Origin of the sequence: Flagellimonas crocea (assembly GCF_033441595.1) — a bacterium.
Classification (GTDB): domain Bacteria; phylum Bacteroidota; class Bacteroidia; order Flavobacteriales; family Flavobacteriaceae; genus Flagellimonas; species Flagellimonas crocea.
In genome coordinates this window covers 875628-901792 of sequence record NZ_JAUZVX010000001.1, presented here as the reverse complement: position 1 = coordinate 901792, position 26165 = coordinate 875628, and the positions used below count along the sequence as shown (strand labels likewise).

24 protein-coding genes are annotated in these 26165 nt (G+C 43.9%); 7 read left to right on the top strand and 17 right to left on the bottom strand.

Annotation, left to right across the window (positions count from 1 at the left end; all coding sequences use genetic code 11):
- Window positions 1-16: 16 nt before the first annotated feature.
- Window positions 17-955: a DUF7151 family protein gene (locus SD449_RS04155; protein ID WP_318308956.1), complete on the bottom strand. Its 939-nt coding sequence runs from the start codon at window positions 953-955 to the stop codon at window positions 17-19.
- Window positions 956-1086: 131 nt separating this feature from the next.
- Window positions 1087-1674, bottom strand: a complete 588-nt coding sequence (locus SD449_RS04150; protein ID WP_318308955.1) for a hypothetical protein — start codon at window positions 1672-1674, stop codon at window positions 1087-1089.
- Between the two features lie 216 nt (window positions 1675-1890).
- Between SD449_RS04150 and SD449_RS04145 the strand changes: the two genes are divergently transcribed.
- The 4 genes from SD449_RS04145 to SD449_RS04130 all read left to right on the top strand — a co-directional run bounded on the left by SD449_RS04145 (window position 1891) and on the right by SD449_RS04130 (window position 8232).
- Window positions 1891-2292, top strand: a complete 402-nt coding sequence (locus SD449_RS04145; RefSeq protein ID WP_318308954.1) for a hypothetical protein — start codon at window positions 1891-1893, stop codon at window positions 2290-2292.
- A gap of 145 nt (window positions 2293-2437) precedes the next feature.
- Entirely contained in the window at window positions 2438-3520 is a 1083-nt protein-coding gene (locus SD449_RS04140; protein ID WP_318308953.1) for an efflux RND transporter periplasmic adaptor subunit, read from the top strand.
- A gap of 22 nt (window positions 3521-3542) precedes the next feature.
- Complete coding sequence (locus SD449_RS04135; protein ID WP_318308952.1) at window positions 3543-6815, top strand: efflux RND transporter permease subunit; 3273 nt, start codon at window positions 3543-3545, stop codon at window positions 6813-6815.
- Entirely contained in the window at window positions 6805-8232 is a 1428-nt protein-coding gene (locus tag SD449_RS04130) for a TolC family protein (protein ID WP_318308951.1), read from the top strand. The genes SD449_RS04135 and SD449_RS04130 overlap by 11 nt, the downstream gene beginning before the upstream one ends.
- A 99-nt stretch (window positions 8233-8331) precedes the next feature.
- Here SD449_RS04130 and SD449_RS04125 read toward each other — a convergent pair whose 3' ends face one another.
- From SD449_RS04125 to gndA, 9 genes are all read right to left on the bottom strand, one after another.
- On the bottom strand, window positions 8332-9429 hold the full coding sequence (locus SD449_RS04125) for a serine hydrolase domain-containing protein (RefSeq protein ID WP_318308950.1): 1098 nt from the start codon (window positions 9427-9429) through the stop codon (window positions 8332-8334).
- Between the two features lie 16 nt (window positions 9430-9445).
- A complete protein-coding gene (locus tag SD449_RS04120) occupies window positions 9446-10366 on the bottom strand; it encodes an amidohydrolase family protein (protein WP_318308948.1) in 921 nt (306 codons plus the stop codon).
- An 11-nt stretch (window positions 10367-10377) separates the two neighbouring features.
- Entirely contained in the window at window positions 10378-11211 is an 834-nt protein-coding gene (locus SD449_RS04115) for a helix-turn-helix domain-containing protein (protein ID WP_318308947.1), read from the bottom strand.
- Window positions 11212-11224: 13 nt separating this feature from the next.
- The gene (locus SD449_RS04110; RefSeq protein WP_318308946.1) at window positions 11225-11755 is read right to left on the bottom strand and encodes a YybH family protein; all 531 of its coding nucleotides are present in this window, start codon (window positions 11753-11755) and stop codon (window positions 11225-11227) included.
- A 29-nt stretch (window positions 11756-11784) separates the two neighbouring features.
- Entirely contained in the window at window positions 11785-12819 is a 1035-nt protein-coding gene (locus SD449_RS04105; RefSeq protein ID WP_318308942.1) for an amidohydrolase family protein, read from the bottom strand.
- Window positions 12820-12849: 30 nt separating this feature from the next.
- Window positions 12850-13338 carry a YybH family protein gene (locus SD449_RS04100; protein ID WP_318308940.1) on the bottom strand — a complete coding sequence of 163 codons (489 nt, stop codon included), beginning with the start codon at window positions 13336-13338 and terminating at the stop codon, window positions 12850-12852.
- 10 nt (window positions 13339-13348) lie between these two features.
- Window positions 13349-15379, bottom strand: coding sequence for a S9 family peptidase (locus tag SD449_RS04095; RefSeq protein WP_318308939.1), 2031 nt, complete (start codon window positions 15377-15379; stop codon window positions 13349-13351).
- A gap of 75 nt (window positions 15380-15454) precedes the next feature.
- A complete protein-coding gene (locus tag SD449_RS04090) occupies window positions 15455-16309 on the bottom strand; it encodes a ChaN family lipoprotein (protein ID WP_318308938.1) in 855 nt (284 codons plus the stop codon).
- A 12-nt stretch (window positions 16310-16321) separates the two neighbouring features.
- Window positions 16322-17731, bottom strand: coding sequence for an NADP-dependent phosphogluconate dehydrogenase (gene gndA, locus SD449_RS04085; protein ID WP_318308937.1), 1410 nt, complete (start codon window positions 17729-17731; stop codon window positions 16322-16324).
- Between the two features lie 165 nt (window positions 17732-17896).
- Here gndA and zwf point away from each other — a divergent pair, with 165 nt between their 5' ends.
- Together zwf and pgl are read left to right on the top strand one after the other, a co-directional pair.
- Entirely contained in the window at window positions 17897-19429 is a 1533-nt protein-coding gene (gene zwf, locus SD449_RS04080) for a glucose-6-phosphate dehydrogenase (RefSeq protein WP_318308936.1), read from the top strand.
- Between the two features lie 111 nt (window positions 19430-19540).
- Window positions 19541-20266 carry a 6-phosphogluconolactonase gene (gene pgl / locus SD449_RS04075; RefSeq protein WP_318308934.1) on the top strand — a complete coding sequence of 242 codons (726 nt, stop codon included), beginning with the start codon at window positions 19541-19543 and terminating at the stop codon, window positions 20264-20266.
- On the opposite strand, the gene SD449_RS04070 is transcribed toward pgl, so the two are convergent.
- Complete coding sequence (locus SD449_RS04070; RefSeq protein ID WP_207033040.1) at window positions 20247-20792, bottom strand: acyl-CoA thioesterase; 546 nt, start codon at window positions 20790-20792, stop codon at window positions 20247-20249. The genes pgl and SD449_RS04070 overlap by 20 nt on opposite strands.
- A gap of 29 nt (window positions 20793-20821) precedes the next feature.
- On the opposite strand from SD449_RS04070, the gene SD449_RS04065 reads away from it, so the two are divergent.
- Complete coding sequence (locus SD449_RS04065; RefSeq protein ID WP_318308933.1) at window positions 20822-21220, top strand: endonuclease domain-containing protein; 399 nt, start codon at window positions 20822-20824, stop codon at window positions 21218-21220.
- 48 nt (window positions 21221-21268) lie between these two features.
- Here the strand turns inward: SD449_RS04065 and SD449_RS04060 are convergent, their stop codons facing one another.
- From SD449_RS04060 to SD449_RS04040, 5 genes are all read right to left on the bottom strand, one after another.
- Complete coding sequence (locus SD449_RS04060) at window positions 21269-21634, bottom strand: 6-phosphogluconate dehydrogenase (RefSeq protein WP_225604700.1); 366 nt, start codon at window positions 21632-21634, stop codon at window positions 21269-21271.
- An 11-nt stretch (window positions 21635-21645) separates the two neighbouring features.
- Window positions 21646-22959 (bottom strand): DNA recombination protein RmuC, encoded by a 1314-nt coding sequence (gene rmuC, locus SD449_RS04055; protein ID WP_318308931.1) that lies wholly within the window; start codon window positions 22957-22959, stop codon window positions 21646-21648.
- Between the two features lie 240 nt (window positions 22960-23199).
- Entirely contained in the window at window positions 23200-23979 is a 780-nt protein-coding gene (locus SD449_RS04050) for an ABC transporter ATP-binding protein (protein ID WP_318308929.1), read from the bottom strand.
- Complete coding sequence (locus SD449_RS04045; protein ID WP_318308928.1) at window positions 23979-25010, bottom strand: FecCD family ABC transporter permease; 1032 nt, start codon at window positions 25008-25010, stop codon at window positions 23979-23981. Before SD449_RS04045 ends, SD449_RS04050 begins: the two co-directional genes overlap by 1 nt.
- Window positions 25011-26162 carry an ABC transporter substrate-binding protein gene (locus SD449_RS04040; RefSeq protein ID WP_318308926.1) on the bottom strand — a complete coding sequence of 384 codons (1152 nt, stop codon included), beginning with the start codon at window positions 26160-26162 and terminating at the stop codon, window positions 25011-25013.
- Between the last annotated feature and the right edge of the window lie 3 nt (window positions 26163-26165).

Below are 26165 nucleotides of genomic sequence, written 5' to 3'. Positions count from 1 at the left end.
CCTAGACATTTGCTACTTATTGATATTCCCTGAGCTCAAAGGACAGGTTTTCAAAATTGTCGGCAAAAACGTTGATTCCGTTCTGCAGTTCCAACCTTATTTGGCTGCTACTCAATATTTCGCCCCGTACACCCGTATGTGTGGTGGGAGTGCTAAAAAATATCACCGTTTTACTAATGTCGATAGGAGTATCCAGTGTTCCTGTATAAATACCTTGTGAATCCCGTACCCAGGCTATCGTTATACCCAAAGTGTTTTCCAGAACCTGTACGGTCGGGTCATTGGTCCCTGTTTGACTTATCAATGAAGCATAGCTTTGGTAAGAGAAATCACTCGAATCACCATTACAAAGATATTCTGTGGTAGTGACCTCTTCCGCATCCAAGGTTCCGTTTTGGTTGCTGTCCAGACCAACATCCAAACGATACCCACCACTGGAGCAATTATCACCGGGCATTTCAATTACTGTACTTATCAAACTTGTCAATCCATCAGAAGGATCAATGTTACAAAGATATTCTGAGGTGGTTACCTCCCCTGCATCCAAGGTTCCATTAAGGTTACTGTCCAGGCCTACATCCAAACGATACCCTCCATTTTCACAATTTGCACCAGCAGGCTCGATGGTCGTGCTGATTAAACTGGTGAGCCCTTCCGCAGGCGCGTTGTTACATAGATATTGGGAAGAACTTACCTCTTCCACCTCCAAAGTTCCATTGTCATTGGCGTCCAAGCCAAAATCCAGTCGATATCCACCATTGGCACAGTTTTCACCGGCAGGTTCCATAGTGGTGCTAATTAGGCTGTTCAATCCATTGGAGCCATTTTGGCCATCCAATCCGTCAATGCCATCACGGCCGTCTAAACCATTGGTCCCATCTTCCGGACTACATGAGATTACAGAAATTAAGATAAGGAAAAGAGCACTCAGGTTGAGTGATAAGATTTTTTTCATGGGGCTAAACTTGAAAATCATTAAATTGACTCAAATGTATTAATTTGAAGTATTTGTAGTTGACTTCAAAGGATGGAAAGTTCAATAAATCGGATGAACAGCATTTCAGCTTTTGAAAGGTTGAATAGGAATCAGGAAATTATAGCAAAGGATTGGGCCACTTGCTCAAAAGTTGGTTTAAGTTCCTCTTTTTTACTTTCTATTGTCCATGCCATGATCATATAAACCTTTTCTTCCCCTTCCACAAAGGTCAAGAAATACGAGATTTCCTGTGGCACACCTTGAATACTGGTGTCAATTTGCAAGGTTTCGGCATTCAGTCCATTTATTTTGAGAGGCTGTACAGATGATTTCTTATTGATATGCGTAGATCTTGAGAGTATCTGTAATCTGGCATTCCTGTAATTTTGAAGAATGGAAAGATGATCATCATACTGCTCCAAATCCTTATAAACTTTTTCAAAACCGGATTTGGGTTCATCAATGACCAAAAGGTATGCTTCCTCGATCAGACTCTGGAACTGTAAAGAAGCCTCTTCGTTCAAGCCTGTGGTGCCCGTCATAAATTTTGGAATATCGATTTTGTATTCCCCATCAATAGTAACGGAACGGAATGTATCGGCCCCCGTGGTGTTGTTCTCTTTACTGTTACCGGAATCCTTGCATGAAACCAGTGAAATGGAGAGAACACATAAGATAGTGAAGAAACGATGGCCCATAAAGAAACTTTTATTATTAGGTGCAACTAAGATAGAGTTTTAATGTTTTACCCCAATTTCATCAATTTTTTGAAAAATCAATTTTACATTAAATGTATTTTCAAGTAGCCTTTACGAATTTTTCATCAAGAAAAACAGCCCTTAAATCGATTTTAACCATAATTAACAACTACTATTTGCTCTAGAAGTTTGGGTAACATAGTTTTGTTCCCCGAAATGAAAAAGGCATTCGCAAAATATCTGTTTCCGCTCTTTATCCTACTATTGGGTGGATTCATTAACCTCTATGCTGATTCGCAAGGAACATCAATTGCGGACAATGCCTGCTATCTTCAAAGTTTAGAAAATCAACATTCCTCTGCTTCTATCGATACCGCCCAATCGGGTTTGGAAAAAAGGTATTGTGCCGAAATCGACGTAGAAGAAAAAGATGAGCGCGAGGAAGAAGTAGCATCACATAGTTTTTCTTTAAAGTATGGCAGTCCTCTTACTGCCAATGTATTTGCCGCCTCATGGGGGCAATTGTTTTTGGAATCTAACACCAATTTTGGGTTGGAACACCCAAAAACGTCTTCATCCACAAAGAAGCACGTTAGATTTCAGGTTTTCCGTATTTAAAATTTTCCATGATCAAAACGTTACCATCGTTTTGTGACCATACGCAACCCTTTGGGTAACAATCAATAACCAAGGGCGGGCCCATTTTTATGCGGATTCGGACTTCCCTTGACCATTTCTAAACATTTTTTAAACCAGTAAAACTATGAGGAGATTTTCAATCTTCATCGGCTTGCTTGTAGCGGTATGCTATGTGAGCTGCGAATCCAAAAAACACGAAAACAAGGAAGAAACCAAATACCTCGTGTCCAGTCCAATCCAAATGGACACCTCCATTACCAAAGATTATGTATGTCAAATCCATTCCGTTAGGCACATAGAACTCAGGGCCTTGGAAAAGGGATACCTGCAGCATATTTATGTAGATGAAGGCCAACACGTGAAAAAAGGACAGCAAATGTTCCACATTATGCCCAATGTCTACGAGGCCGATTTACAAAAAGCCAAGGCTGAAGCCGAAGTGGCCGAAATAGAGTATAAGAACACCAAACTATTGGCTGATGGTGATGTGGTATCCGCCAACGAACTGGCCATGGCCAAAGCAGAGTACGATAAGGCAAAAGCCGAAGTAAGTCTTGCCGAGACCCATTTGGGGTTTACGGATATCCGCGCACCTTTTGACGGAATCATGGACCACCTTGAAGTAAGGGAAGGCAGTCTTTTGGATGAAGGAGAACTGTTGACCAAATTATCCGACAATTCCAAAATGTGGGTGTATTTCAATGTGCCCGAAGCAGAGTACCTGGATTATATTACCAGTGCCAAAAAGAACGAGAAACAACAGGTGGAACTTTTAATGGCCAACAATAAAAAGTTCAATCAACCCGGGATTGTGGAAACTATTGAGGGAGAATTCAACAACGAGACAGGGAACATCGCCTTCCGGGCCACTTTTGGCAACCCCGACGGTATTTTGCGGCATGGCGAAACCGGAAGTATCTTGATGACCGTTCCGCTAAAAAATGCCCTGCTCATCCCCCAAAAGGCCACTTTTGAGGTGTTGGACAAGAAATATGTGTTCGTTATTGACAAAGATGATAAGGTAAGCCAGCGCGAGGTAAAGATTGGAGCCGAACTACAGCACCTCTTTGTAGTGGAAAAAGGATTGTCCAAAGATGATAAGGTTCTTTTGGAGGGTATTCGTATGGTCAAGAATGGCGAGAAGATCCACTATGTGTTCGAGAAACCGGACAAGATCTTAAAGAATCTGGACCTGTACGCAGAGTAACAACCTAAAATCTTTAGACAAGATGTTCAAAAAATTTATCCATAGGCCTGTATTGGCCATTGTAATCTCGGTAATCATTGTGTTCACGGGTCTGCTTGCAATAAAGCAATTGCCCATCTCACAGTTTCCGCAGATTGCCCCAACCACCGTAAACATATTCATTGCCTACCCTGGTGCAAGTGCCGACGTATTGGTAAAATCGACATTGATTCCTTTGGAAACGGCCATCAATGGGGTGCAGGGCATGCGTTATATAGCTTCCGATGCCACCAGTGCAGGGGAAGGAACCGTTCGCATCATTTTTGAACCGGGCACGGACCCCAACGAAGCGGTAGTGCGGGTCAAGACCCGGGTAGACCAAGTGATGCCCCTATTGCCCGATCTAGTGCAGCGGGAAGGGGTGATCATTACCCCGGTAATTCCCAGTATGCTGATGTATGTAAACCTCTATAGTAAGGAGGACAATGCAGATGAGCTGTTCCTTTACAACTATGCTTACACCAAAATGATTCCCGAAATCCAAAGAATCAATGGTATAGCCACTGCCCAAATTTTGGGAAGTAGAAAGTTTGCTATGCGCATTTGGTTGAAACCGGATCGTATGCGGGCCTATAGTGTGTCTGCAGAAGAAATCTTGGAGGCGATGGAAGAGCAGAGTATCATTGCCCGTCCCGGTAGATTGGGACAGAGTTCAGGTAAAAATGCACAATCCCTAGAGTATGTGTTGGTCTACCAGGACCGATATAGTGAACCCGAAGAGTACAAGGATATTATTATAAAATCCAATAAAGAAGGGGAAATCCTAAAATTGGGCGATTTGGCCGATGTGGAGCTCGGTAGCGAGTTTTTCGATATTTACTCCAATTTGGATGGAAGACCTTCTGCTTCCATTGTGTTAAAACAAACGTTTGGTAGCAATGGTAGTGAGGTGATCAAGGAAGTAAAGGCAAAATTGAAGGAATTGGAAGCCGATTTGCCTCCCGGCATGGACTATCAGATCAGTTATGACGTGTCTAACTTCTTGGACGCTTCCATAGATCAAGTGATCCATACACTGCGCGATGCGTTCATTTTGGTGGCCATTGTGGTATTCCTCTTCTTGGGGGATTGGCGGTCTACGCTCATCCCGATCATTGCGGTACCCGTTTCCTTGATCGGGGCCTTCTTTGTGATGCAATTGTTCGGACTGTCCATCAACCTGATCACCCTCTTTGCGCTGGTTTTGGCCATCGGTATTGTGGTGGACAACGCGATTGTGGTAGTGGAAGCGGTGCACGTGAAGATGCATGAGGAAAACCTCACGCCGTACAAGGCATCCTATGAAGTTTTGGGCGAGATTGGTGGTGCCATCATCGCCATTACTTTAGTAATGACTTCAGTTTTTATACCGATTTCGTTCATGACGGGACCTGTTGGGGTCTTCTACCGACAGTTTTCCATCACCATGGCGGGATCTATCGTGATTTCTGCCATTGTTGCATTGACATTGACCCCGGTGCTATGTGCCATGATGTTGAAGAGCACCCATGGCAAGCAACGCAGGAAATCGCCAGTGAACCGTTTTATCGATTGGTTCAATGGCAAGTTCGAAAAACTCACGGGAAGATACGTGGGTGTCCTGAACAAGATTGTAAATCGAAGAGTTGTCACTTTTGGGATTCTATTGGCGTTCTGTGCGGGAATCTTTTTTACCAATCAGGTATTGCCTGCAGGATTCATTCCCAACGAGGACCAGGGGATGATTTATGCCATTATCCAGACTCCTCCTGGAGCCACTTTGGAGCGGACCAACGCCGTGGCACGAAAACTTCAGGAAATCTGCGAAGAAACCGAAGGTGTGGAATCCGTTTCATCATTGGCAGGATATGAGATCATGACCGAGGGTAGGGGTTCCAACGCCGGTACTTGTTTGATCAACCTAAAACCATGGTCTGAACGTGAACACACGGTTCACGAGATTATGGAAGAATTGGAGGAAGAGACCAAAGACCTTGGAGCGGTCATAGAATACTTTGAGCCCCCAGCAGTTCCTGGTTTCGGTTCCTCCGGTGGTTTTGCCATGCGTTTGTTGGACAAGACCAATGGTACCGACTACCATGAGTTCGAAAAGGTAAATAACGATTTTATGGAAGCACTAAAGCAACGTAAGGAGTTGACGGGCCTGTTTACCTTCTATGCAGCCAATTATCCGCAGTATGAGTTAAAGATAAATAATAAGGCAGCCATGCAAAAGGGAGTTTCCATAGGAAAAGCCATGGAAAACCTGAACATCCTCATCGGTAGTACCTATGAGCAAGGGTTCATCCGTTTTGGGCGGTTTTTCAAGGTATATACCCAGGCCGCACCAGAATATCGAGCACTGCCATCGGATTTGGAAAAACTCTTTGTAAAAAACGAAGAGGGTGAAATGGTGCCCTATTCGGCCTTCATGACCATGGAGAAACGATTGGGTCCCAATGAAATCACTAGGTATAATTTATACAACTCCGCAGCCATCAATGGCCTGCCTGCCAAAGGATACACGACGGGCGATGCCATCGATGCCATTAAGGAGGTTGCAGCGCATACGTTGCCCCGTGGATACGACATTGCCTGGGAAGGATTGTCTTTTGATGAGGCACAACGCGGTAATGAGTCGCTCTACATTTTCATTGTGGTATTGATCTTTGTGTATTTGGTATTGGCAGCGCAATACGAGAGCTTCTTGTTGCCCATGGCCGTGATTCTTTCTTTGCCTGTTGGGGTATTCGGTTCCTTTTTCCTGTTGAAGGTGATGGGATTGGCAAACGACGTTTATGCACAGATAGGTGTGATCATGTTAGTGGGACTTTTAGGTAAAAACGCGGTATTGATCGTAGAGTTTGCTGTTCAGAAACACCGGCAGGGAGCCACTATTCTTGAAGCAGCCATCGAAGGTTCCAAACAACGTTTCCGACCCATTTTGATGACATCCTTTGCTTTTATCGCGGGTTTGATTCCGTTGGTTGTAGCATCAGGTGCGGGAGCAATCGGTAACCGCACCATCGGTGGTTCGGCATTAGGTGGAATGTTGATAGGTACCATCTTTGGGGTATTGTTGATACCTGGACTATACTTTGTCTTTGCAAAAATGGCGGATGGTAAGAGTTTGATCAAAGACGAACACGACGAACCAATTTCCGAAGAGTTCTTCCATCGGAACGATACGGTCTTTAAGCTAAAAGCGCGACTGCGCTTGATGAACAAACGCTTAAAGAAGATGACCACCTCTAAAAATGGAAAAAAGAATAAAAAAGGCAGCGAAGATGAAGAATAGAAAATCAATCTTAATTGGAATAATGGCAATGGTGGCACTTTATTCCTGTGTACCAACTCGTGAGATCAGGGACGAGAATGTTGCCGTTCCAGAGAATTATCAAAATCAATCCACGGATACTGTAAATACAGGATTAATGGAATGGAGGTCATTCTTTAGCGACCCTAACCTGATTGCCTTGATAGATTCAGCCTTGGTAAAAAACCAAGAGTTGAATGTTATGCTGCAACAGGTCGATATGGCGAAGAACAGAATTCAGGCCAAGAAAGGGGAGTATTTGCCCTTCATCAACCTTCAAGCAGCTGCCGAGATGGAGAAAGTAGGGGAGTATACCCGAAATGGAGCCGTGGAGAAAAACCTTGAAGTGAAGGAAGGCGAAGAGTTTCCCGAACCCTTGACCAATTATATCGTCGGGGCTTTCGCTACTTGGGAGCTGGATGTGTGGAAGAAACTCCGAAACGAGAAAAAAGCTGCGGTTTATGACTATTTATCCAGTGTAGAGGGCAAGAATTTTATGGTAACCAATCTGGTGGCTGAAATTGCCGATTCGTATTACGAGTTGATGGCCTTGGACAACCAAATGTCCATTATAGACCAGAGCTTGGAGATTCAGCAGAATGCATTGCGTATGGTAAAATTGCAAAAGCAGGCCGCTCGTGCCACGGAATTGGCGGTAAAGCGCTTTCAGGCAGAGGTGATGAAAAACCAAAGCCATAAGTATGAGATCCAGCAGGAAATTGTGGAAGTGGAGAACCGATTGAATTTTTTGATCGGTCGTTCACCGCAGCATATTCAGCGGGCATCCGATAATTTTATCGATGCATCGATCGATACCATTTATGCGGGAATACCTTCCCAATTGTTGCAGAATCGTCCCGATGTACGTAGTGCTGAGTTTGAATTGGCAGCGGCCAAGTTGGATACAAAAGCGGCCAAAGCCAATTTCTATCCGCAATTTACCATTAAGGCAGGGTTAGGTCTTGAGGCCTTTGATATAAAATACCTAACGACCACTCCCGAATCTGTTCTCTATTCAGCTATTGGTGATATGGTAGCTCCCTTGATTAACAGAAATGCAATTAAGGCACAGTATAAGAACGCTACCGCTCGACAGTTACAAGCGGTTTATGAGTATGAAAAGGCCATTTTGAACGCTTACATAGAAGTGGCCAACCAATTGTCCAACATCGACAACCTTAAAAAGAGCTATGATCTAAAAGAAGGTCAGGTACAAGCTTTAACGGAATCCATAGACCTCTCTACACGTTTGTTCCAATCTGCAAGGGTGGAATATATCGAAGTGCTTCTGGCACAGCGTGAGGCCTTGGAATCTCGTATGGAATTGGTGGAAACCAAAAAAGACCAGTTGTTGGCCCAGGTAAATATGTACCGCGCCTTGGGCGGTGGCTGGAATTAAGTCCCAAATCGATAACTTTACCTGCTGTCTTGGCTATTGATTTACCCAAAAGGAAGCCCGGTTTACATTTGTAAATCGGGCTTCTGATTTTTTGATGGTTTATTTCGTGGCTATATCGTTCAGGGCTTGATAAAGCTCGAACAACACTGGATTTTTAAATTCATTGTTCCAAAGGACAACAATACGGTCCTTTTCGATAAAGCGAAGTGCATAGCTGGAAGTTCCGGCCGAAGCTCCACCATGACTGACCGTTGCAGCAAACTGATTTTCCATATAAGGGAAATCGATCAGGCTAAAACCATAGCCGTATGGACTTTGGTGAGGCCCCCATCCGCTTTTTGCTTCTTCGGGCAGGGAATGGGGTTGAAATGCGAGAGTCCAAGACTGTTTTGAAATCAATTTATCCTTTCCTACGGCCATCATAAATTTGTGCAAGTCCTGCAAGGTGGTTTTTTCCCCACCAGGACCTGTAAAATCAAGTTCTTTTGCAGGTAGCAGTGGCTCGCCTGTTTCAAGATAATAAACGGGCATGCTTGGCCCATAAATCGGAGCGGACCAATATGTGTCTGACATATGCAGGGGCTTAAAGATTTTTTCCTGTAAAATGGCATTGTAATCATTCCCCAAATGAGCCATTACAATTTCAGAAAGAAGCACATATCCTGTATTGCTGTATAAAAATGCTGTGCCTGGCTCGAAGGCCAACGCTGTTTTTGCAATTTTTTGCTCCAGAATGCTCCTTTGGCTTTTTTGGTCGTGCTTCGCTTTCGCTCTTTCCTCATAAACTTGGCTCGAGAACCCTGAACGATGGCTCAATAGATCATGTATGGTGATTTTATCGGCCATTTTGTGCTTGAACCATGGAAGGTGTTTGGATATGGGGTCTTCCAAAGAGATTTTTTCTTCTTCAAGCAGTTGTAAGATCAATACGGCCGTAAACATTTTGCCCACGCTTGCATCCCAGAATCGCATTTTAGGGGAGTTGGGAATGTTCAGGCTACGGTCTGCCAGTCCGAATGCTCCCTCGTAGATAACGGTTTCCCCCTCGGCGACCAATAGCGCACCGTGTGTTTTTCCTTCATCAAAAAGTTGTTTGGCAAAGGCCTCGATTTTGGGCGCATCCTCTTTGGTAAGTTGACCAAAGCTTACGGACACGATAAAAAGACAATAAACACATATGAAATAGTTTACTCTCATCTTCAAGTTTAATGATTTATGGGTTCTTGTGATTGTCGATTTGTGTTTGGGACAGTCCCAAAAACTCAGCGGCATTGTCATAAAAAATATCCTCTTTTTGTTCCAGTGTCAGAAATTCTGCGGAATTGATGGCGTCCACCGCAATATCGATGGTCTCGGGCCACACCATTTGGTCGGTGCCAAACATGATTCTGTTACCGAAACCTGAATCCACCAAACCTTTAATGAAGTTATGGAACTCCGCTTTAGGCAATACCCAGTCAATCGCGGCCACATCCAAATACAATTGTGGATGCATGTACAGCATGGCTTTCATATCCTCCAAATAGGGCCATCCACCGTGCATTATATAAACCTTGAGGTTCGGATGGGCAACCAATACGTCCTCCAACTGTTTTGGGTTGGCATTTTTCACCCTGATTTCACTCATTCCCAAATGATAAAGCCCTCCAGGAGGCCCTCCAGGCATAATATGGAAGCCTACGGGCAGATTCGCTTTTTCGGCCAAATCGAACAAGGGTTCAAGTGAGGCATCATCGGCAGTAACACCGCCGTAAAACGGATTTAGTTCACCAATGGCTACCAATTCCCCTTTTTCGGCCATCGTTTTCAACTGTTCAAGAGGCATATTTCGTCCGCTGACCAGAATACGTTCTGGATCGTCCTGTTTCCACAATTGTCCATCCGAGGTCAGCGCCAGCACAATGTTGTGCTCATCCATTTTTTTAAAGGTTTCCATCTTAAGCTCCTCGGGTGTTTTTACGCCCTTGTACATTTCATTTTTCAATGGATTCGGATGATCCATACCGAACATCATACCCCCAAGTTCTTGATTGTAGGCGTGCAGGTGCATATCTATTATGGGGCCTGTGTATTTTTGGGAGTGCAGGGTTCCCCAAAAGGAGAATAGCACCAACCCGATTAAAATTTTCTTCATGATTTGATGAACTAGTCGTTGAGTGCAACCAAGATATCCAATTCGGAAATTCTGTAATTGTAAAAATCCGAACTCTTTGATTTGAACCGTAAGAACTCGGAAGGGGAAATTCCACCAAACTCCCTAAAATCTTTGATGAAATGTGCCTGGTCAAAATAACCGCATGCATAGGAAATCTCGGTCAAAGAGCTATTCGAATCGCTTGAAAGCAATTGAGCGGCCTTGTTGAAGCGAATGATTTTTCGGTAATATGCAGGACTCATTCCAATATGTTTTTTGAACAACTTTTGCAGTCCTCGATTGGAAATACAAAGGGACTGACTCAACGTATCAATGGAGATGGAGTTTTCCGAATTCAAAAGTTTTAGTGCGTAGGGGAGCCTGGGGTCAACTTCGGGAAATCCCATTTTTTTGCTGATGAATATTTCCAGCAAGGAAAACTTCTCTCCAATGGATTTGCATTCTCTAAGTTGATTGGAGACTCTTTTAATCTCGCTTGCAGGAAAAATGATATCCAACTCGCTCAACGTGTCCAGTAACTCAAAAGCGGGTATTTTTTTTAAATAGGAAAGGCCGTAGCTACTAAATTGAATGGTCATGAACTTCATTCCAGCATATGGTTTAAAGAACACCGTGGAGCTGCAGGAGGTATAAATGGAATGGGCCGATGAGGTTTTGTTTACAAGTATCTGCTCATCCAACGAAAACAGGATGTTTGTAGTGGCATTGGGGAAGATGGCCGTATGTCCCTCCACCATGTCCGCATGGGTCAACTCCACATAGCTCATAAACTTTACGACCTGTGAAAGCGCTGGGTTTTTGGGTATGTGGAGTTGTTGGATCATATTGGATTATGCTTTACTCTACCATGGTGGTATCTTGGGCCTGAGTAGGCATCGGTAATTCGGTGACGGGAGCGTCCCAGACCACTTTCCATTCCCCGTCCAATTTTTCCCAAAGCACCAAATAATTGCCTTCGTCTTCCATAGCGGGGATAGGAGAGGTTTCGTTTGGCGTAAAGGTCATGGTATATTTTCCGTATTCCATGGCCAAATCTCCACTGGCCTTCACTTCTTGCGTGTTAAGGTCAAATTCCCATGTTCCAAATTGAATGTGCTGCTTCCATGCGGCTTTATAGTTCTCGACCCCGATAACAGCAGGTTGATTGGGCATAAACTGGATACTGTTGTCGGCGAAATGTACGGCTGCGGAGTCTATCATGCCCGAGGCATAAAATCCTTCGATTTTCTCATTCTTTTCTTCAATGATTTTTTTAATTTCAGCGGAATATGCTTCTCCTGACATTGGCTCAGGGGTGGGTTGCTCACAACTGGCGGCAAAAACAATCATCAGCAATGTTGCAATGCCAAATACGAATTGATGTTTCATAATGATATGGTTAATGGGTTATTAAATATTCAATCCTTGGGCAGCCTTAAAAACCTGGCTGCGTTGTTGTAAAAGATATCCGCTTTCTGTTCGTAGGTCAGAAAATCGGCATCATTTATAATCGCGATGGATTCTTCTATCAATTCTGGCCAAATAATCATATCCGACCCGAACATGATGCGTTTGCCAAACCCAGCATCTACCAACTTTTTTAAATGGCTTTGGTAAAAATATTCTCTTGGGTAGCACCATTGTATGCCTCCCAAGTCCACATAAATTTGAGGGTAATGGTACATCATGGCAATAAGTTCGTCAATGAACGGTTCGCCATAATGCGCTATGGATATTCGCATTTTAGGATAACTTTTCAGCACTTCTTCCAGTAGCAATGGGTTGGAATGGGCGACTTGGTATTCTGGATTCAGAAATAAAGGCGTCCCTGGAAGACCACTGCCCATGTGAAGCAAAATGGGAACATCCATCTCTTCTGCCAATGCATAATAGGGAAACATTTTTGGGTCGTTGGGTGCAATACCACCATATTGATTGCTTATTTCGCCCAATACTTTCAGTCCTTCAGTTTCTACCAACGATTGCAAGCTGTCCACAGGAATACTGTCACGATTGATTCGAAATTGGATTCCTCGGATAAACTGATCGGGAAAATGACCCATCAATTTTTTGGTTGCGGGAAGGCTACCGCTTGTTATGGCCGTAATCTTATATTTTTCAACCTGATTGCTTAGCCTTTCCACATACTCTTCATAGGTAACGGGAGACCAATAGGGGTTTTCGCAATCGGGGTTTGCCGCTTTGCCCCAAAACACGTCCCCAAAATCATTCTGAGGGTCAAAATGTTGAACAATGGTGGATAGGGGAGTGCACATCGCCATAGGTTCAGGCGACAGTTCATTTTCCTCCAATGCATGAAGGTGCATGTCGATTATTGGGCCTTGGTAGGCTTTTTGTTCACTTGGTTCGCTCTTTTTGTTTGTACTGGGGGAACATCCTAAAAAACAAATACAAACTGCAAGAAACAGGTTGTTTTTCACAGATACTTTCATTGTCAGAATGTTTGTAAACAGGGAGTTAAATTATTCTATGACCAACGACGATGCAAGCTCCCTGAACAACTTCCATTCGCCATCTTTATTTTTTTTCATGATTACCAAAAAAGTGTCCTCCATTTCGTGGACAATTCCATTCTCATCGGTATAATAAACAGAACTTACCCCAAAATCGTAGGCCATGGTATCGGATAATATCACGGTTTCCTTGGGGTTCATTTTTATACTGTCGTAACGGAATTTGTTTCCATGTTCTTCCCTTAGTTTCCGATAGGCAATCCAGTCTTCGCTCCCTGGTCCAATGGAAATCATATCATCCGTTGTGAACTTTCCCAGGTCTCCGTACCGTTTTTCCTTTACTGTTTGTTCGAATGATTTTCGAACCTGCTCGATTTTCGCCAACTCTGCTTTCACATCAATTTCGAGGTTCTGGGCAGGCTCAACAACGACCTTGTTCTGTTTTTCTCCACAAGAAATCGTTACACATAGGAATAAAAGAACTATTGATTTTTTCATGGGTGTTGATTTACTCTCCCTCTTTGTACTTCTCAAACCATGCCAACACGGCAGCTATTTTGGCAATCAAATTACTGGGTTTGTTGGCAATACCGTGCGAAGCACCTGGAATACGGACCATGGCCGTTTCCACGTTTTCCAACTTTAAGGCCGCATAAAACTGTTCCGATTCCGCAATGGGGGTTCGGTAATCTTCTTCACCTGTTAAAAGCATGGTCGGGGTGGTAACATTGCCCACGTAGGTAAGGGGGGAGCGTCTCATATAGTTTTCTGGATCTTCCCAAGGCTTTTTCCCGAACCAATATTTGGAGAAAAATTGAACTCCATCGGCATAGAGCACAAAACTGGTCCAGTTGATGACAGGTTTGGCGACCACCGCAGCCTTAAATCTATCTGTTTTCCCAACAATCCAAGCGGTAAGTACACCACCACCTGAACCTCCTGTTACAAACAGGTTGTCTTCGTCCACGTAGCCTTTCTCCAAAAGGGCGTCTACGCCCGACATCAAATCTTCGTAATCGTGGTTGGGATAGTCATGATGTATCAGGTTTCCAAATTCCTCACCGTAGCTGGTACTTCCACGGGGATTGGTATAAAGTACCACATAACCCTCAGCTGCGTATGCTTGGATTTCGGCCGAATAAACCGCACCGTAGCTTGTAAACGGTCCGCCGTGAATCTCTAGGATCATCGGATATTTTTTGGACGGGTCAAAATCTGGGGGCGTTACCACCCAACCCTGTATTTTCCTTTGATCATAGGAGGACTCCCACCACATTTCTTCGACTTTGCCCAATTTTTTGAAAGCGAACAAATCATCGTTCACTGCAGTCAAACGTTTTGAACTTTTGGTGTCTGCCACCCCCAAATCCGAAGGATGACTTGTATCTCCAATGGTATAGGCAAACTTGTTATTGGTGGATGCGGAGAAACTTGCAGCATTATAGGGCCTTCCCAAGGATAGACCTCCCAATCCGTACGTAATATCGCTCACTTTTCCCGATAGCTCTATGGAGGCCAACTTGCCCATCCCTTTATCGGTATATATAAAATGAAGTCCATTGCCCTTACTGTTCCAAGCCATATCCTCTACATCTCTATCAAAATCCCCAGAAATCAGCTGGGAATCGGAACCATCGGCATTCATCACATACAATTGGGTGAGCTGGTAACCTTGCAAACGGTCATCGTAACCCAAATAAGCTATTTTGGAGCCGTCAGGAGACAGGATAGGGTTGGAGTCTGGACCATAGCGGTCGGTAAGCGGATTGGTTTTCCCAGTATTTACATTAATCGAGTAGATTTCACTATCTGCAGGTTCAAATTCTTCATCCTTGTGGAAGTTGGCACTAAAATATAAATGGGCGTTGTCGGTTGCCCAAATAGGCGCACCATGATCAAACTCTGAAAAAGTGAGCTGCTTTGGGGTGCCTCCGCTTATTGGCAAAGTGAACAACTGTGAATTGCCTCCTTTGTAGTATCCTGCACCATCGCCGCGATAGTTCATTTTATCAATGTATTTGGGCGGTTCGTTCCATTTGGCACCTTCGGGCTTGCTAGGCATTTTTATGATGGATTTATTGGCTTCGGGGACAAACATGTTGAAGGCCACATGTGTATCGTCATGCGACCAAGAAACAGAACCTGGCGATTGTGGTGTATTGGTCAGGGCCATGGTTTCCTTGGTGTCCAACCACATCAGGTAGAGTTTCATTTTATCGTCCGCCATGTTGGACTTGAAAACTATCTTTTTGCCATCGTGCGACCATTTTGGGGCAAAATCATTGTGATTGCCCGTGGTCAACGGACGGTTGTTGGAACCATCAAAATTGATGATCCATAAGTTGGAAAGGTTTCGGTCCGTCATCACATCCTTAAAGTTCCGTACGTAGATGATTTTTGAGCCATCAGGAGAAATCTGGGGGTCCGAGACATATTCCATATTGAAGATGTCCAAAAGCTCCAGATTGGACTGCACTTGACCAAAGACTAAAGGGTTTATGGCCACAAGAAGCAGCAAAGTGATGCGTAATTTTTTCATGAGGTTGGTTATTTAGTTTCCTAAAAATAAGCAAATTATCCCATGCTGGGACATCCCGATGAAAAAGTAGGTGAATTAATAGGTAGTGGTCATGTCTTGGTCCACGCAAATAATGAAATCGGCAATATTCTGGTTTTCCTGCTCTAAGGTGTGTACGTCTTCCTGCGTTACCGTGGATAAGGTAGCGTATTCCAAATTGGGCCGTTGTAATTTTAGATACCACAGGATACCCTCATAGTTGTTGGAATGGTATGCCCCATTATAATGCAGGAACAGGGCTCCCTCTTTATAGTTTTCAAGAATAAAATGGGCCATGGTGGCGTCTTTTAATGCTTGTGCCATTGCAAGTGAAGGTGTTGCATGTTCCCCCATCATTTTGAGCATGTTGCGATATCCCGGTAATTCGGGGTCGTAGGTTATGGGCAAGGGGGCAATCCATCTTTTTTCTTCTTGTGATAAGGTGTCCAGCGCTTGGAAACCTCCGCCTTTGTAGACCAAACTGGCATAGCGTCTTGGCACGTTGGATGCCACAAAAACCAAACTGCTATCCTTCGCAAAGTTCACCAAAGGGGCGTAATCGGTTCTGTGGTTGTTCCATAACCGGGCGGTGGAATCCAAAGCCTTGTAGTCTATTTTGCCCGATAAATAATCGTTGAGTTCGTCTTGGTTGTCGGCTTCGATCATTTCAGCGCCCAGAATAAGCTGTCTTTTGCTGTGAAGGTCGGCCGTAAGCTCGTATTGTAGCCAATGCGCAATGGGATTATTGTGCAGCTCCCCGAACAGCACCATATCCTTTTTCTCCAAAGTCTTCAGCATTTTTTTGTAGGAGACCTTTTTTCCTTTGGCGTTGTAGATTACATAGGGCTGTTTCTGAGCCGATACGGTCAATAGGCAAAGGGTGAAGGTTAGAAGAAGAAATGCTCTTTTCATTTTTGGATAGATTTACTTCTCCCACTCCGTATGGAAAATGCCTTCGCGGTCCAAACGCTCGTACGTATGCGACCCAAAGTAGTCACGTTGCGCCTGTATCAAGTTCAATGGCAAACGACTACTGGTGTATGCATCAAAATAGGTGAGGGCGTTGGACAATCCTGGCAATGGAATGCCATTCGCAGCCCCATAACTTACCAAATCCCTTGCGGCATCCACCGTGCTTTGCACTTTTTCCACAAAAGACGGGGAGAGCAATAGGTTCTGTAAATCCTTGTCAGCTTGGTAAGCATCGGTAATATCGGCCAATAGCGCGGCTCGGATAATACAGCCAGCACGCCATATTTTGGCAATTTCGCCCAGCTCCAGTTCGTAACCGTATTCCTTGGAGGCATCGACCAATTGGTGCATACCTTGCGCATAGGTGATGATGAAGGCAAAATACAGTGCCTGCTCCGCTTTTTGTGTAAAATCATCCTTGTCCACAGCAGTTGGGGTAGGGCGGTCGTACAACGCGTCGGCCTTGATGCGTTCGTCCTTTAGAGCGGATATTTCCCGCATGCTCACCGCAATATCAATAGTGGGCACGGGAATGCCTAGATCCATGGCGTTTTGTGAGGTCCATTTTCCAGTGCCCTTCTGCTTGGCCTTGTCCAAAATCATATCGACAAGGTCGTTGTCCGTCAATTCATCTTTTTGTTCAAATATTTCGGAGGTGATTTCTACCAAAAAGGACTGAAGGCGACCTTCATTCCAGTCGGAATAGGTTTTGTGGAGCTCATCGTTGGTAAGTCCGCCCGCTTTTTTGAGCAGGTCGTAAATCTCGGAAGTCAGCTGCATCAAACCGTATTCGATGCCATTGTGCACCATTTTTACGTAGTTCCCTGCCGATTTCGGGCCCAGATATGCCACGCAGGGTTCTCCTTCATATTTGGCCGAAACAGCTTCAAAAATAGGCTTTACATGTTGGTAGGCTTCCTTGGAACCGCCTGGCATAATGCTTGGTCCTTTTCGGGCACCTTCGGCTCCGCCAGAGACACCAGCACCAAAAAAGTTGATTCCTTTTTCTTTTAAATAGGCTTCGCGCCGGTCGGTATCAGTATAAAAGGAGTTTCCTCCATCAATAATAATATCGCCTTGGTCCAAATGCGGCAATAGCCCTTCGATTACGCTGTCCACTATTTTTCCGGCAGGTACCAGCAACATGATTTTTCTGGGAGTCGTCAACGACTCTACAAATGTTTTAACATCGGAAGTGGCGTTCACTTTGTCAGTATTGCCGCCTTCTTTGATCAATGCGCTTACTTTTTCTTCATCCAAATCATTTCCGAATGCTGTAAATCCGTTATCGGCCACATTCAAAATAAAATTACGTCCCATTACTCCAAGGCCCACAAGGCCAAAATCATACGTGTCTGCCATTCTAATTTTTTTCTTCTTCTTAGGTGTTAAGACATCACTAAGGTTGATGTTTCTTGAATTACGAACCTAAAATAAACCTTATATTCGTGATGCTCAAAAATATTGACGTCATATTGAAATCAATGTGCCAATAGGAGTGTAAACTCGCCAGAAAACGAAAAAACTATGAAAAAGACCGATAATCAGATGCTCGTTATTTTTGGGGCATCGGGTGATTTGACTGCTAGAAAACTTATACCTTCCTTATTCAATCTATACTTGGCCAAACAACTGCCGGAAAATTTTGTGGTACTCGGTGTTAGCCGTAGCAACCTTTCCGATGAAGCTTTTCGTGACAGGGTGGTTTATGAAAGCAAATATCTAAAGGAAAAGACCAAGAATTTGGATGACTCCAAGGTGAAAGGCTTTGCCGATAAGCTCTATTATGAGGATTTGGGCGACAGCTACGATACGGATTATGGCCCTTTGAGAAAACGGGTAGAGGCATTGAAAGAAAAACACGATACCTCGGGAAACATAATCTACTACCTTTCCACTCCGCCGACCTTGTACGAGACGGTTTCCCACAATCTTTCGGATGCGGGGATGAATACACAGAACAATGGGTGGAAGCGCTTGATCGTGGAAAAACCTTTTGGCTATAGCTTGGAAACGGCCCAAAAATTAAACAAAGGACTGCACAAATATTTTAAGGAGCATCAGATTTACCGAATAGATCATTACCTCGGAAAAGAGACCGTGCAGAACCTTTTGGTGACCCGATTCTCCAATAGCATTTTTGAACCGCTATGGAACCGAAATTACATTCAGCGGGTCGAGGTGACCAATGCGGAAAGTGTTGGGGTAGAGAAGCGCGGTGGCTATTATGATAAATCCGGGGCCCTACGGGATATGTTCCAAAACCATTTACTTCAGATTGTTTCCTTGGTGGTGATGGAACCACCCATTGGAGCGGATGCGGAAGAAATCAGGAACGAAAAAGTGAAGGCCCTTAAATCGTTGCGTGTTATGACGGACGAGAAGGAGCTTTTTGACAATACCATTAGAGCACAATATGTTGCATCCAAAGTAGATGGCGAAGAGGTGAAAGGTTATCGCGAAGAGGATGGGGTCGACCCCAATTCCACCACAGAGACCTATGCCGCCATCAAATTTTATGTGGACAATTGGCGCTGGCACGGGGTTCCGTTTTATGTAAGAACTGCCAAACGGATGCCTACCAAGGTGACGGAGATTGTGATTCACTTTAAAAAACCGCACCATCAAATTTTCAAGGGTTCCGAAATGCAGGAAATGGACAATAAATTGATTATCCGAATACAACCTGATGAAGGTATTTTGATCAAGTTTGGTGTAAAAGTTCCCGGTCAAGGCTTTAAGGTGGAGCGGGCCAATTTGGATTTTTATTATGCCAACTTGGCCGAAACCTATGTGATGGAAGCCTATGAACGCTTGTTGTTGGATGCCATGCAAGGCGATGCCACCCTCTATGCGCGGGCCGATGAGGTGGAGGCTGCTTGGGAATTTGTGGACCCGATTTTGAACTACTGGAACAGTGGTGACGATGTGCGAATGTACGGTTATGCTGCAGGAGCCTGGGGCCCTGAAAATGCAGATGATTTGATAGAGGATGATGGATATTGGAGAAACCCTTCGGAGAACTTGGCGGATGACCCTGGTTATTGTGTGATTTGCTAGTATTTAGGAGTCAGGAGTCAGGAGTCAGGAGTCAGGAGTCAAGAAAAAATATGTCAGTTCGAGCGCCCGCCTGCGGCAGGCAGGCAGTCGAGAACAACTAATTAATTCAAAATGGATTTAAAAATATATAAGGATAAACAAGAGGTGGCCGAGCAATTTTCCAGCTATTTTGTAGATCAGTTGAAAGATAAAGCTGCTTTTCATGTGGCATTGTCTGGAGGAAGCACCCCAAAAATCGTTTTTGATGTGTTGGCCGAGAATTTTGCGGACAAAGTGGATTGGAGCAAGGTACATTTTTATTGGGGCGACGAGCGTTGTGTGCCGCCTTCGGATGATGAGAGCAACTATAAAATGACGGTGGAGCACCTTTTTTCCAAGATTGATGTCCCCGAAGCGAACATCCATAGAATTTTGGGCGAAAAAGACCCCGTTAATGAAGCATTGCGTTATGCCAATCTACTGGAAATAAATTTGGACAGGGTTGATGAGGTGCCCCAATTTGATTTGGTGATCTTGGGAATGGGCGATGATGGCCATACAGCCTCCATCTTCCCGCACGAAATCGATTTGTGGGATTCCGAGGAACATTGCGTAGTGGCAACGCACCCCGATTCAGGACAAAAACGGGTCTCTATAAACGGGAAAGTCATCAACACGTCCAAAGAAGTGGCTTTTTTGGTCACGGGAACATCCAAAGCGGAAAAGGTGGAAGCGGTTATTGAAAAAAACGAAGGTTCCGATGCCTATCCTGCATCCTTGGTCAATCCAATATCAGGGAATTTAGTGTGGTTTTTGGATGAGGAGGCTGCAGCAAAACTTAATCAAAATCCATCTTAACGTTTTCGCCCTGTAAAAATTCCAAATACTCGTTTACTTTAAAATTGTTGGACTCATATTTGCTATCCCGCTTAAAGGCGGATTGCTTGCGCTCCTTGCTGCGTGCGAAACGACGAATATCCTGCTTGGTCTTTAGTATAAGCCCTGGAACTGTTTTGTTCTTTCCATCCTTTCCTTTGGCCACCATGGTAAAATAGGAGGAATTGCAATGCTTTACCTCTCCTGTGGTTATATTTTCCGATTCAACCCGTACGCCTACAACCATAGAAGTTTTCCCTGTATAGTTGATGGATGCTTTTAGTGTGGCCAGTTCACCCACTTCAATCGGGTTTAGAAAATCCACCCGATTTACAGAAGCGGTCACACAATAACTTTGTGAATGTTTGGAGGCACAGGCAAAGGCTATTTGGTCCATAAGATTGAGAATGTGCCCACCGTGCACCTTGCCACCAAAATTGGAGTGGGAGGGCAGCATAAGTTCGGTGATGGAAACCCTACTTTCTCGGGATGATTTGAATTTTTTCATATGTTGTTGGGGTATTCAGAAATGCGATAATGATTATCAAATATAATCCAAAGCTTAAGGAACTTGCAAGGGAACTCAGGAGGAATGCTACGAAATCCGAAGTGCGGTTGTGGCAAAAGCTAAAGCGTGACCAAATGCACGGATACGATTTTCACAGGCAAAAGCCTATTGATGAATATATTGTTGACTTTTTCTGTAACAAATTACAGTTGGCCATAGAGGTCGATGGTTATTCACATCAACTTGAAGAAACTTGGGAGAAAGATGTTATTAAGGCAAAAAGATTGAATGAACTGGGTATTCAAGTACTCCGATTTTCTGACAATCAGATTTTAAACGATATGGATAATGTTTTGCGAGCGATTGAAGCATATATTTTTCAGTTTGAAGTTAATGGAAATACACCTCCCTCAATCCCTCCTTCTTAGGAGGGAAGGTGTTTTCCCCTCTAAAAAGAGGGGCTAGGGGTGTGTTATCTAATTCCTAAAAATCGGTGATTTTTCAGATTTTACTTCTGTGATAAAGTATTTGGTGTCGCCCAACCAGAAAAAGGTGGCGTAGCGCTCTTTATAGGTGACCTTGATGTACTGCCCTTGAAATTCCTTCATTCTCTCCACAATTTCCTTTTCACTGTCCTCCACGGAGAACGAAAACACATTGGTACCAGATAGCCCTTGGCTGATCTGTCCTTCCCATGTCTTGACCAAAACCCCTTTTCTACTGAATTTAATGAGTTCCCCAGAACGATAACCCTCACTGTAGGGCACATAATAGATAAAGGCAAAATACCCTGCAAAACCAACTAGAATGGCAGCGATAAAAATGATCAGGAATTTTTTCATGGTAGTGTTTTCTAATTGAGTTCTTCAAAATCGTCATCCAATGCACGTTTGAGCAATTTATCGTCTATGCTCTTGCTGGCCTTTGCTCCCAAGGATTTAAGTTTTTCCACTCGTTTGATCAAGTTGCCGCGCCCTGTTAGCTTTTTCATTGTGCTTTGATAGGTGTTTTGTACCGTTCCAATCTGATTTCCAATCTTTAAAAGCTCATCGGTTAAATTGGTGAAGGAATCGTACAGTTTGCCCGCCTCAGTGGCAATTTCAATGGCAAATCGCTTTTGTTTGTCGTTTTTCCAGAGGTTGTCAACCAACTTCAAGGCAGCCAAAAGCGTAGATGGGGTAACAATGATTACGTCTTTTACAAATGCATCTTCGTACAAATTGGGTTCAAAAGCCGAGGCAATCGCAAAAGCAGGCTCCGTTGGTATGAACATAAAGACCGTATCTGGGCTTTCGTCAATCAAGAGTTGATAGTTCTTCTTGCTCAACTCCTCTATATGTCTTTTAATGGAATCTATATGTTGTTTCAGGTAGATTTCCCGTTGTTTTTCATCTTCTTCGGATACGTATCGTTCAAAATGAACAATGGAAACCTTGCTGTCCACAATCATTTTTTTGCCGTCTGGTAAATGGATCAGCACATCGGTCTGGTACCTTTTCCCTTCCTCGTCCTTAAAACTGTCCTGTATTGTATATTCACGGTCTTTGGTAAGACCAGATTTCTCTAAAATACGTGTCAAAATCACCTCGCCCCAGTTCCCTTGCATTTTGCTATCACCTTTTAAGGCCTTGGTCAAGTTTTCCGCCTCTTGGGTAATTTTCAGGTTTTGACTGCGTAAATCCAACAATTGTTGTTTTAAAGCAGCGTGCAGACCAAAATTTTCCTGCTGGGATTTCACCACTTTTTCCTCAAACTCTTTGATTTTTTTATTGAGCGGGTCCAGTATGTTGTCGATATTTTCTTTGTTGCTCTTGGTAAACTTTTCGCTTTTTTCGTCAAGAATCTTATTGGCCAGGTTTTCAAATTCTTTGGTGAATTTTTCCTGAAGTTTTTCCAGTTCCTGTTTTTGCTCCAAGAGTTTTTCTTCCAGATTGTCCGATTTGGATTCTTCTTTGGCCAGAGCGATTTCAATTTCAGATTTCCTGTTTTGAATCTCCTTTATTTCCTCTTTCAGTGAGGACTCTGTTTTTCTAAATTCGATTTCCTTGCTTTCCCAAACACTCTCTGTTGACTTGGTCTTTAGTTTTTGAATGTACACCCCCACAAAGAGACCTATGCCCAACGTGATGATGAATCCTATAATGATGTAGATAAGTTCTGCGCCCATTAAAAAATTTCTGAAGGATAAAGATAACGGATTATAAAGATAAAAATGCCATTTCAGTGAAAGCAGAAATCCACAAAAGGCATATTGAAATTTGTCAGTTCGAGTGTTTTTGAAAAAAAAAATGTATCGAGAACTAGAATTTCAAGCCTAAAAACAATTCTCGATACAAAATTCCTTTAGAATTTCACTCGAATTGACGGTTTTGACTCAAGAAAACTTCAAGATTTAGAAAGGCAACCCCTATTTTGAAACTTTAAAAGAACCCGTTTTAGCATCAAACTGCACCATTTCCGAAGGGAATAATTTGTCGAAGTGTTTTTGTTCGATGAGTTGACAAGGGTCTCCGAAGGGATGGTTCTTTCCGTCCAAGATCAATATGCGGTCGCATAACTGAATGGCCAGTTCGATTTCGTGTGTAGTGAACAGGATAGTTTTTTGTTTATCGTGCGCCAATGCTTGAAGCATTTTTAAAATCTGCACTTTGTGATAGAGGTCCAAATGCGTGGTGGGTTCATCCAACAGGATTAACGAAGTGTCCTGGGCCATGGCCCGCGCTACCAATACCCGTTGTAACTGACCATCACTGAGTTCGTGGCATTTGTTGTTACGGAGATCGTTCAGCAAAAAGGCATCCAAACTTGTCTGAATCTGTAGCTTATCTTCCTGTGTCAATGTACCGAGCCAGTTGGTGTAAGGCTGTCGTCCAAGGGCGATCAATTCCTGAACCGTGAGATTTTTAGAAGCGGGTTGTTCCGTTAATACCACACTGAGCTCTTTGGCCAACGTTGCTGAGGTATATTTTTCTAACGGTTTGCCATTCAAATGTATATCTCCAGAAAGTTTTGCTTGAAATCCGCCCAAGGTGCGCAGCAAGGTAGATTTTCCGATACCGTTAATGCCCACAACACCACAGAGCATTCCAGCCTCCAAATCAAAATTGATGTTTTGTGCTATGGTTTTGGAACCGTACCCAATGGACAAATCGGCAATGGACAATATGTTTTTCTCCGTTTTCGCCATCAGAACATCATTTTACGTTTGCGGACCAAGAGCCATATTACCACAGGAGCCCCTACCAAGGATGTAATGGCGTTTATGGGCAACACGCTGGCGGAATTGGGCAGTTGCGCCAAGGTGTCGCACAACAGCATTAGAATGGCACCGTACAGCATCACGGCGGGAATCAACACTTTGTGTTCCATAGTATCGAAAATCTGTCTGGTTAAATGGGGAACGGCCAACCCTACAAAAGCGATGGGACCTGCAAACGCGGTTATTCCGCCTGCCAACAATCCAGTTGCGATTATAATGGTCATTCTAGATTTTTTCAAGGAGACCCCCAAACTTCGCGCATAGTTTTCGCCCAAAAGGAAGGCATTCAACGATTTTATCGAGACAATACTCATTAAAACACCGACGGCTACGATGCTTCCCAACAAAAATAATTGATTTACGGATAGATTGCCCACGCTTCCGAAGGACCAAAAATTAAACCGTTGCAAATCCTCTGCACTTGAAAAATAGGCCAGAACGCTCACAATTGCAGAAGTGATGCTGCCGAACATCAACCCAATAATGAGTAAGGCCATAGTGTCCTTTACCCGTTGGGCCACGATCATTACTATCAAAAGCACCAAAAAACTACCAAAACTTGAGGCGATGGATAGGGTTATATCACCCAGAAATGATAGGGAGGTGTACCCTGCCAAAATGGATGTACCCATTAAAAATAAGGCAGCGCCCAAACTGGCCCCCGAACTGATACCCAATACAAAAGGGCCAGCCAAAGGGTTTCTGAACAGGGTTTGCATCAAAAGTCCGCTCAAAGCGAGTCCAGCACCCACCAAAATGGAGGTAAATGCCTTGGGCACCCGATAATCCCAGATGATGTACTCCCACGAAGCAATTTCAGGACTTTCCCCGAATAGGGTAGACAACATATCGGCAAAAGGTATAGTAACCGACCCCGAACTGATGTTCAATAGCCACGAACACAGCAAGGCGAGCACCATCAGTAAAAACGAAAACCGATATGTTCGACCTCCTTGCATTTATTGTAACGGTTTGATGAATTGCAGTTCGTGTTGCGGCAATAGTTCGGGATGCAATATTTTGATGAGGTCTTTCAATACCAAATCGGGCCTATGTGGGGCCGATTCATAAAAAATGAGCCCTCCCGTTTCGCCTTTGTCAATGGCATTGGAAAACACATTTTTGCTTTTGAAAGCATCAAACTGTTGATGGTGTGGATTGGCTTCGGCCAATTCGTTATACGTGGTTTCGGCTGACGGATTGAACCAATATTCGGCGTCTTGGGCTTTTTCTAAAACCGATTCCAGACTGAGTCCTATGCTGCCCGTTTCGTTGTTATCGGCCCAAAGATAATCGGCATTGGCATCCTCCAGAAACTTGGCCATCCAGCTTTTCCCGCCTGCTACGTACCATACGTCTTTGTACAGTCCGCCTGTTAAAACCGTGGGTTTGGTCTTTGCTTTTTGGGCCAATTCCTTGGCTTGTAGGTAGGAAGATTCAACTTCTGCAAAAATACTATCGCCCAAGGCCTCTTTTTGAAAGAAAGGTGCAAAGAACTTGATCCATTCCGCTTTTCCCAAAGGGGTGTGTTCTACCCAATCGCCGTTGTAGACCACGGGCGTCCCTGCTTTTTTGATAATGTCGTACGCCTTGTTTTCATTGTTGATGCTAAACCCGACAATAAGCTCTGGATTCATGGCGAGCACCATTTCAGTGTTAAGCATGTCGTTCATGCCCAGATTTTGAATTTGCCCGTTTTCCACCAGTTTTCGAGCCTCTGGGGAAGAAATGTAATCCGTATTGGGAAAACCGACCACGGTATTGAGTTCGCCCAATTGCGTTAGGGGCTCAATGTGGGTGGTGGAGGTAAGCACCACTTTTTCAACAGGAGTGCCAATAATGGCATCGTAGGCATCTCTTGGAAAGGACATTGCTATCAATTTTTCCTTTGGAACCAGGGCGTAGGTAAAATTGTCGGCACCTGGCCAAGCAGAGGTGACTTCAATAATGGTTATATCGCCTTCTTTTTTTATCGTGAAGCCCTTTGCATACGTAATGTTCGATGCTGTTTCTTGAATTTGAACAGGTTGCTGCTTTTTTTCTTGTTTACAACCCGTCAGCGCTACCAGAAGCAATACCAGTGGTAGAATCAATCGATGTTTTTGTGCCATGGG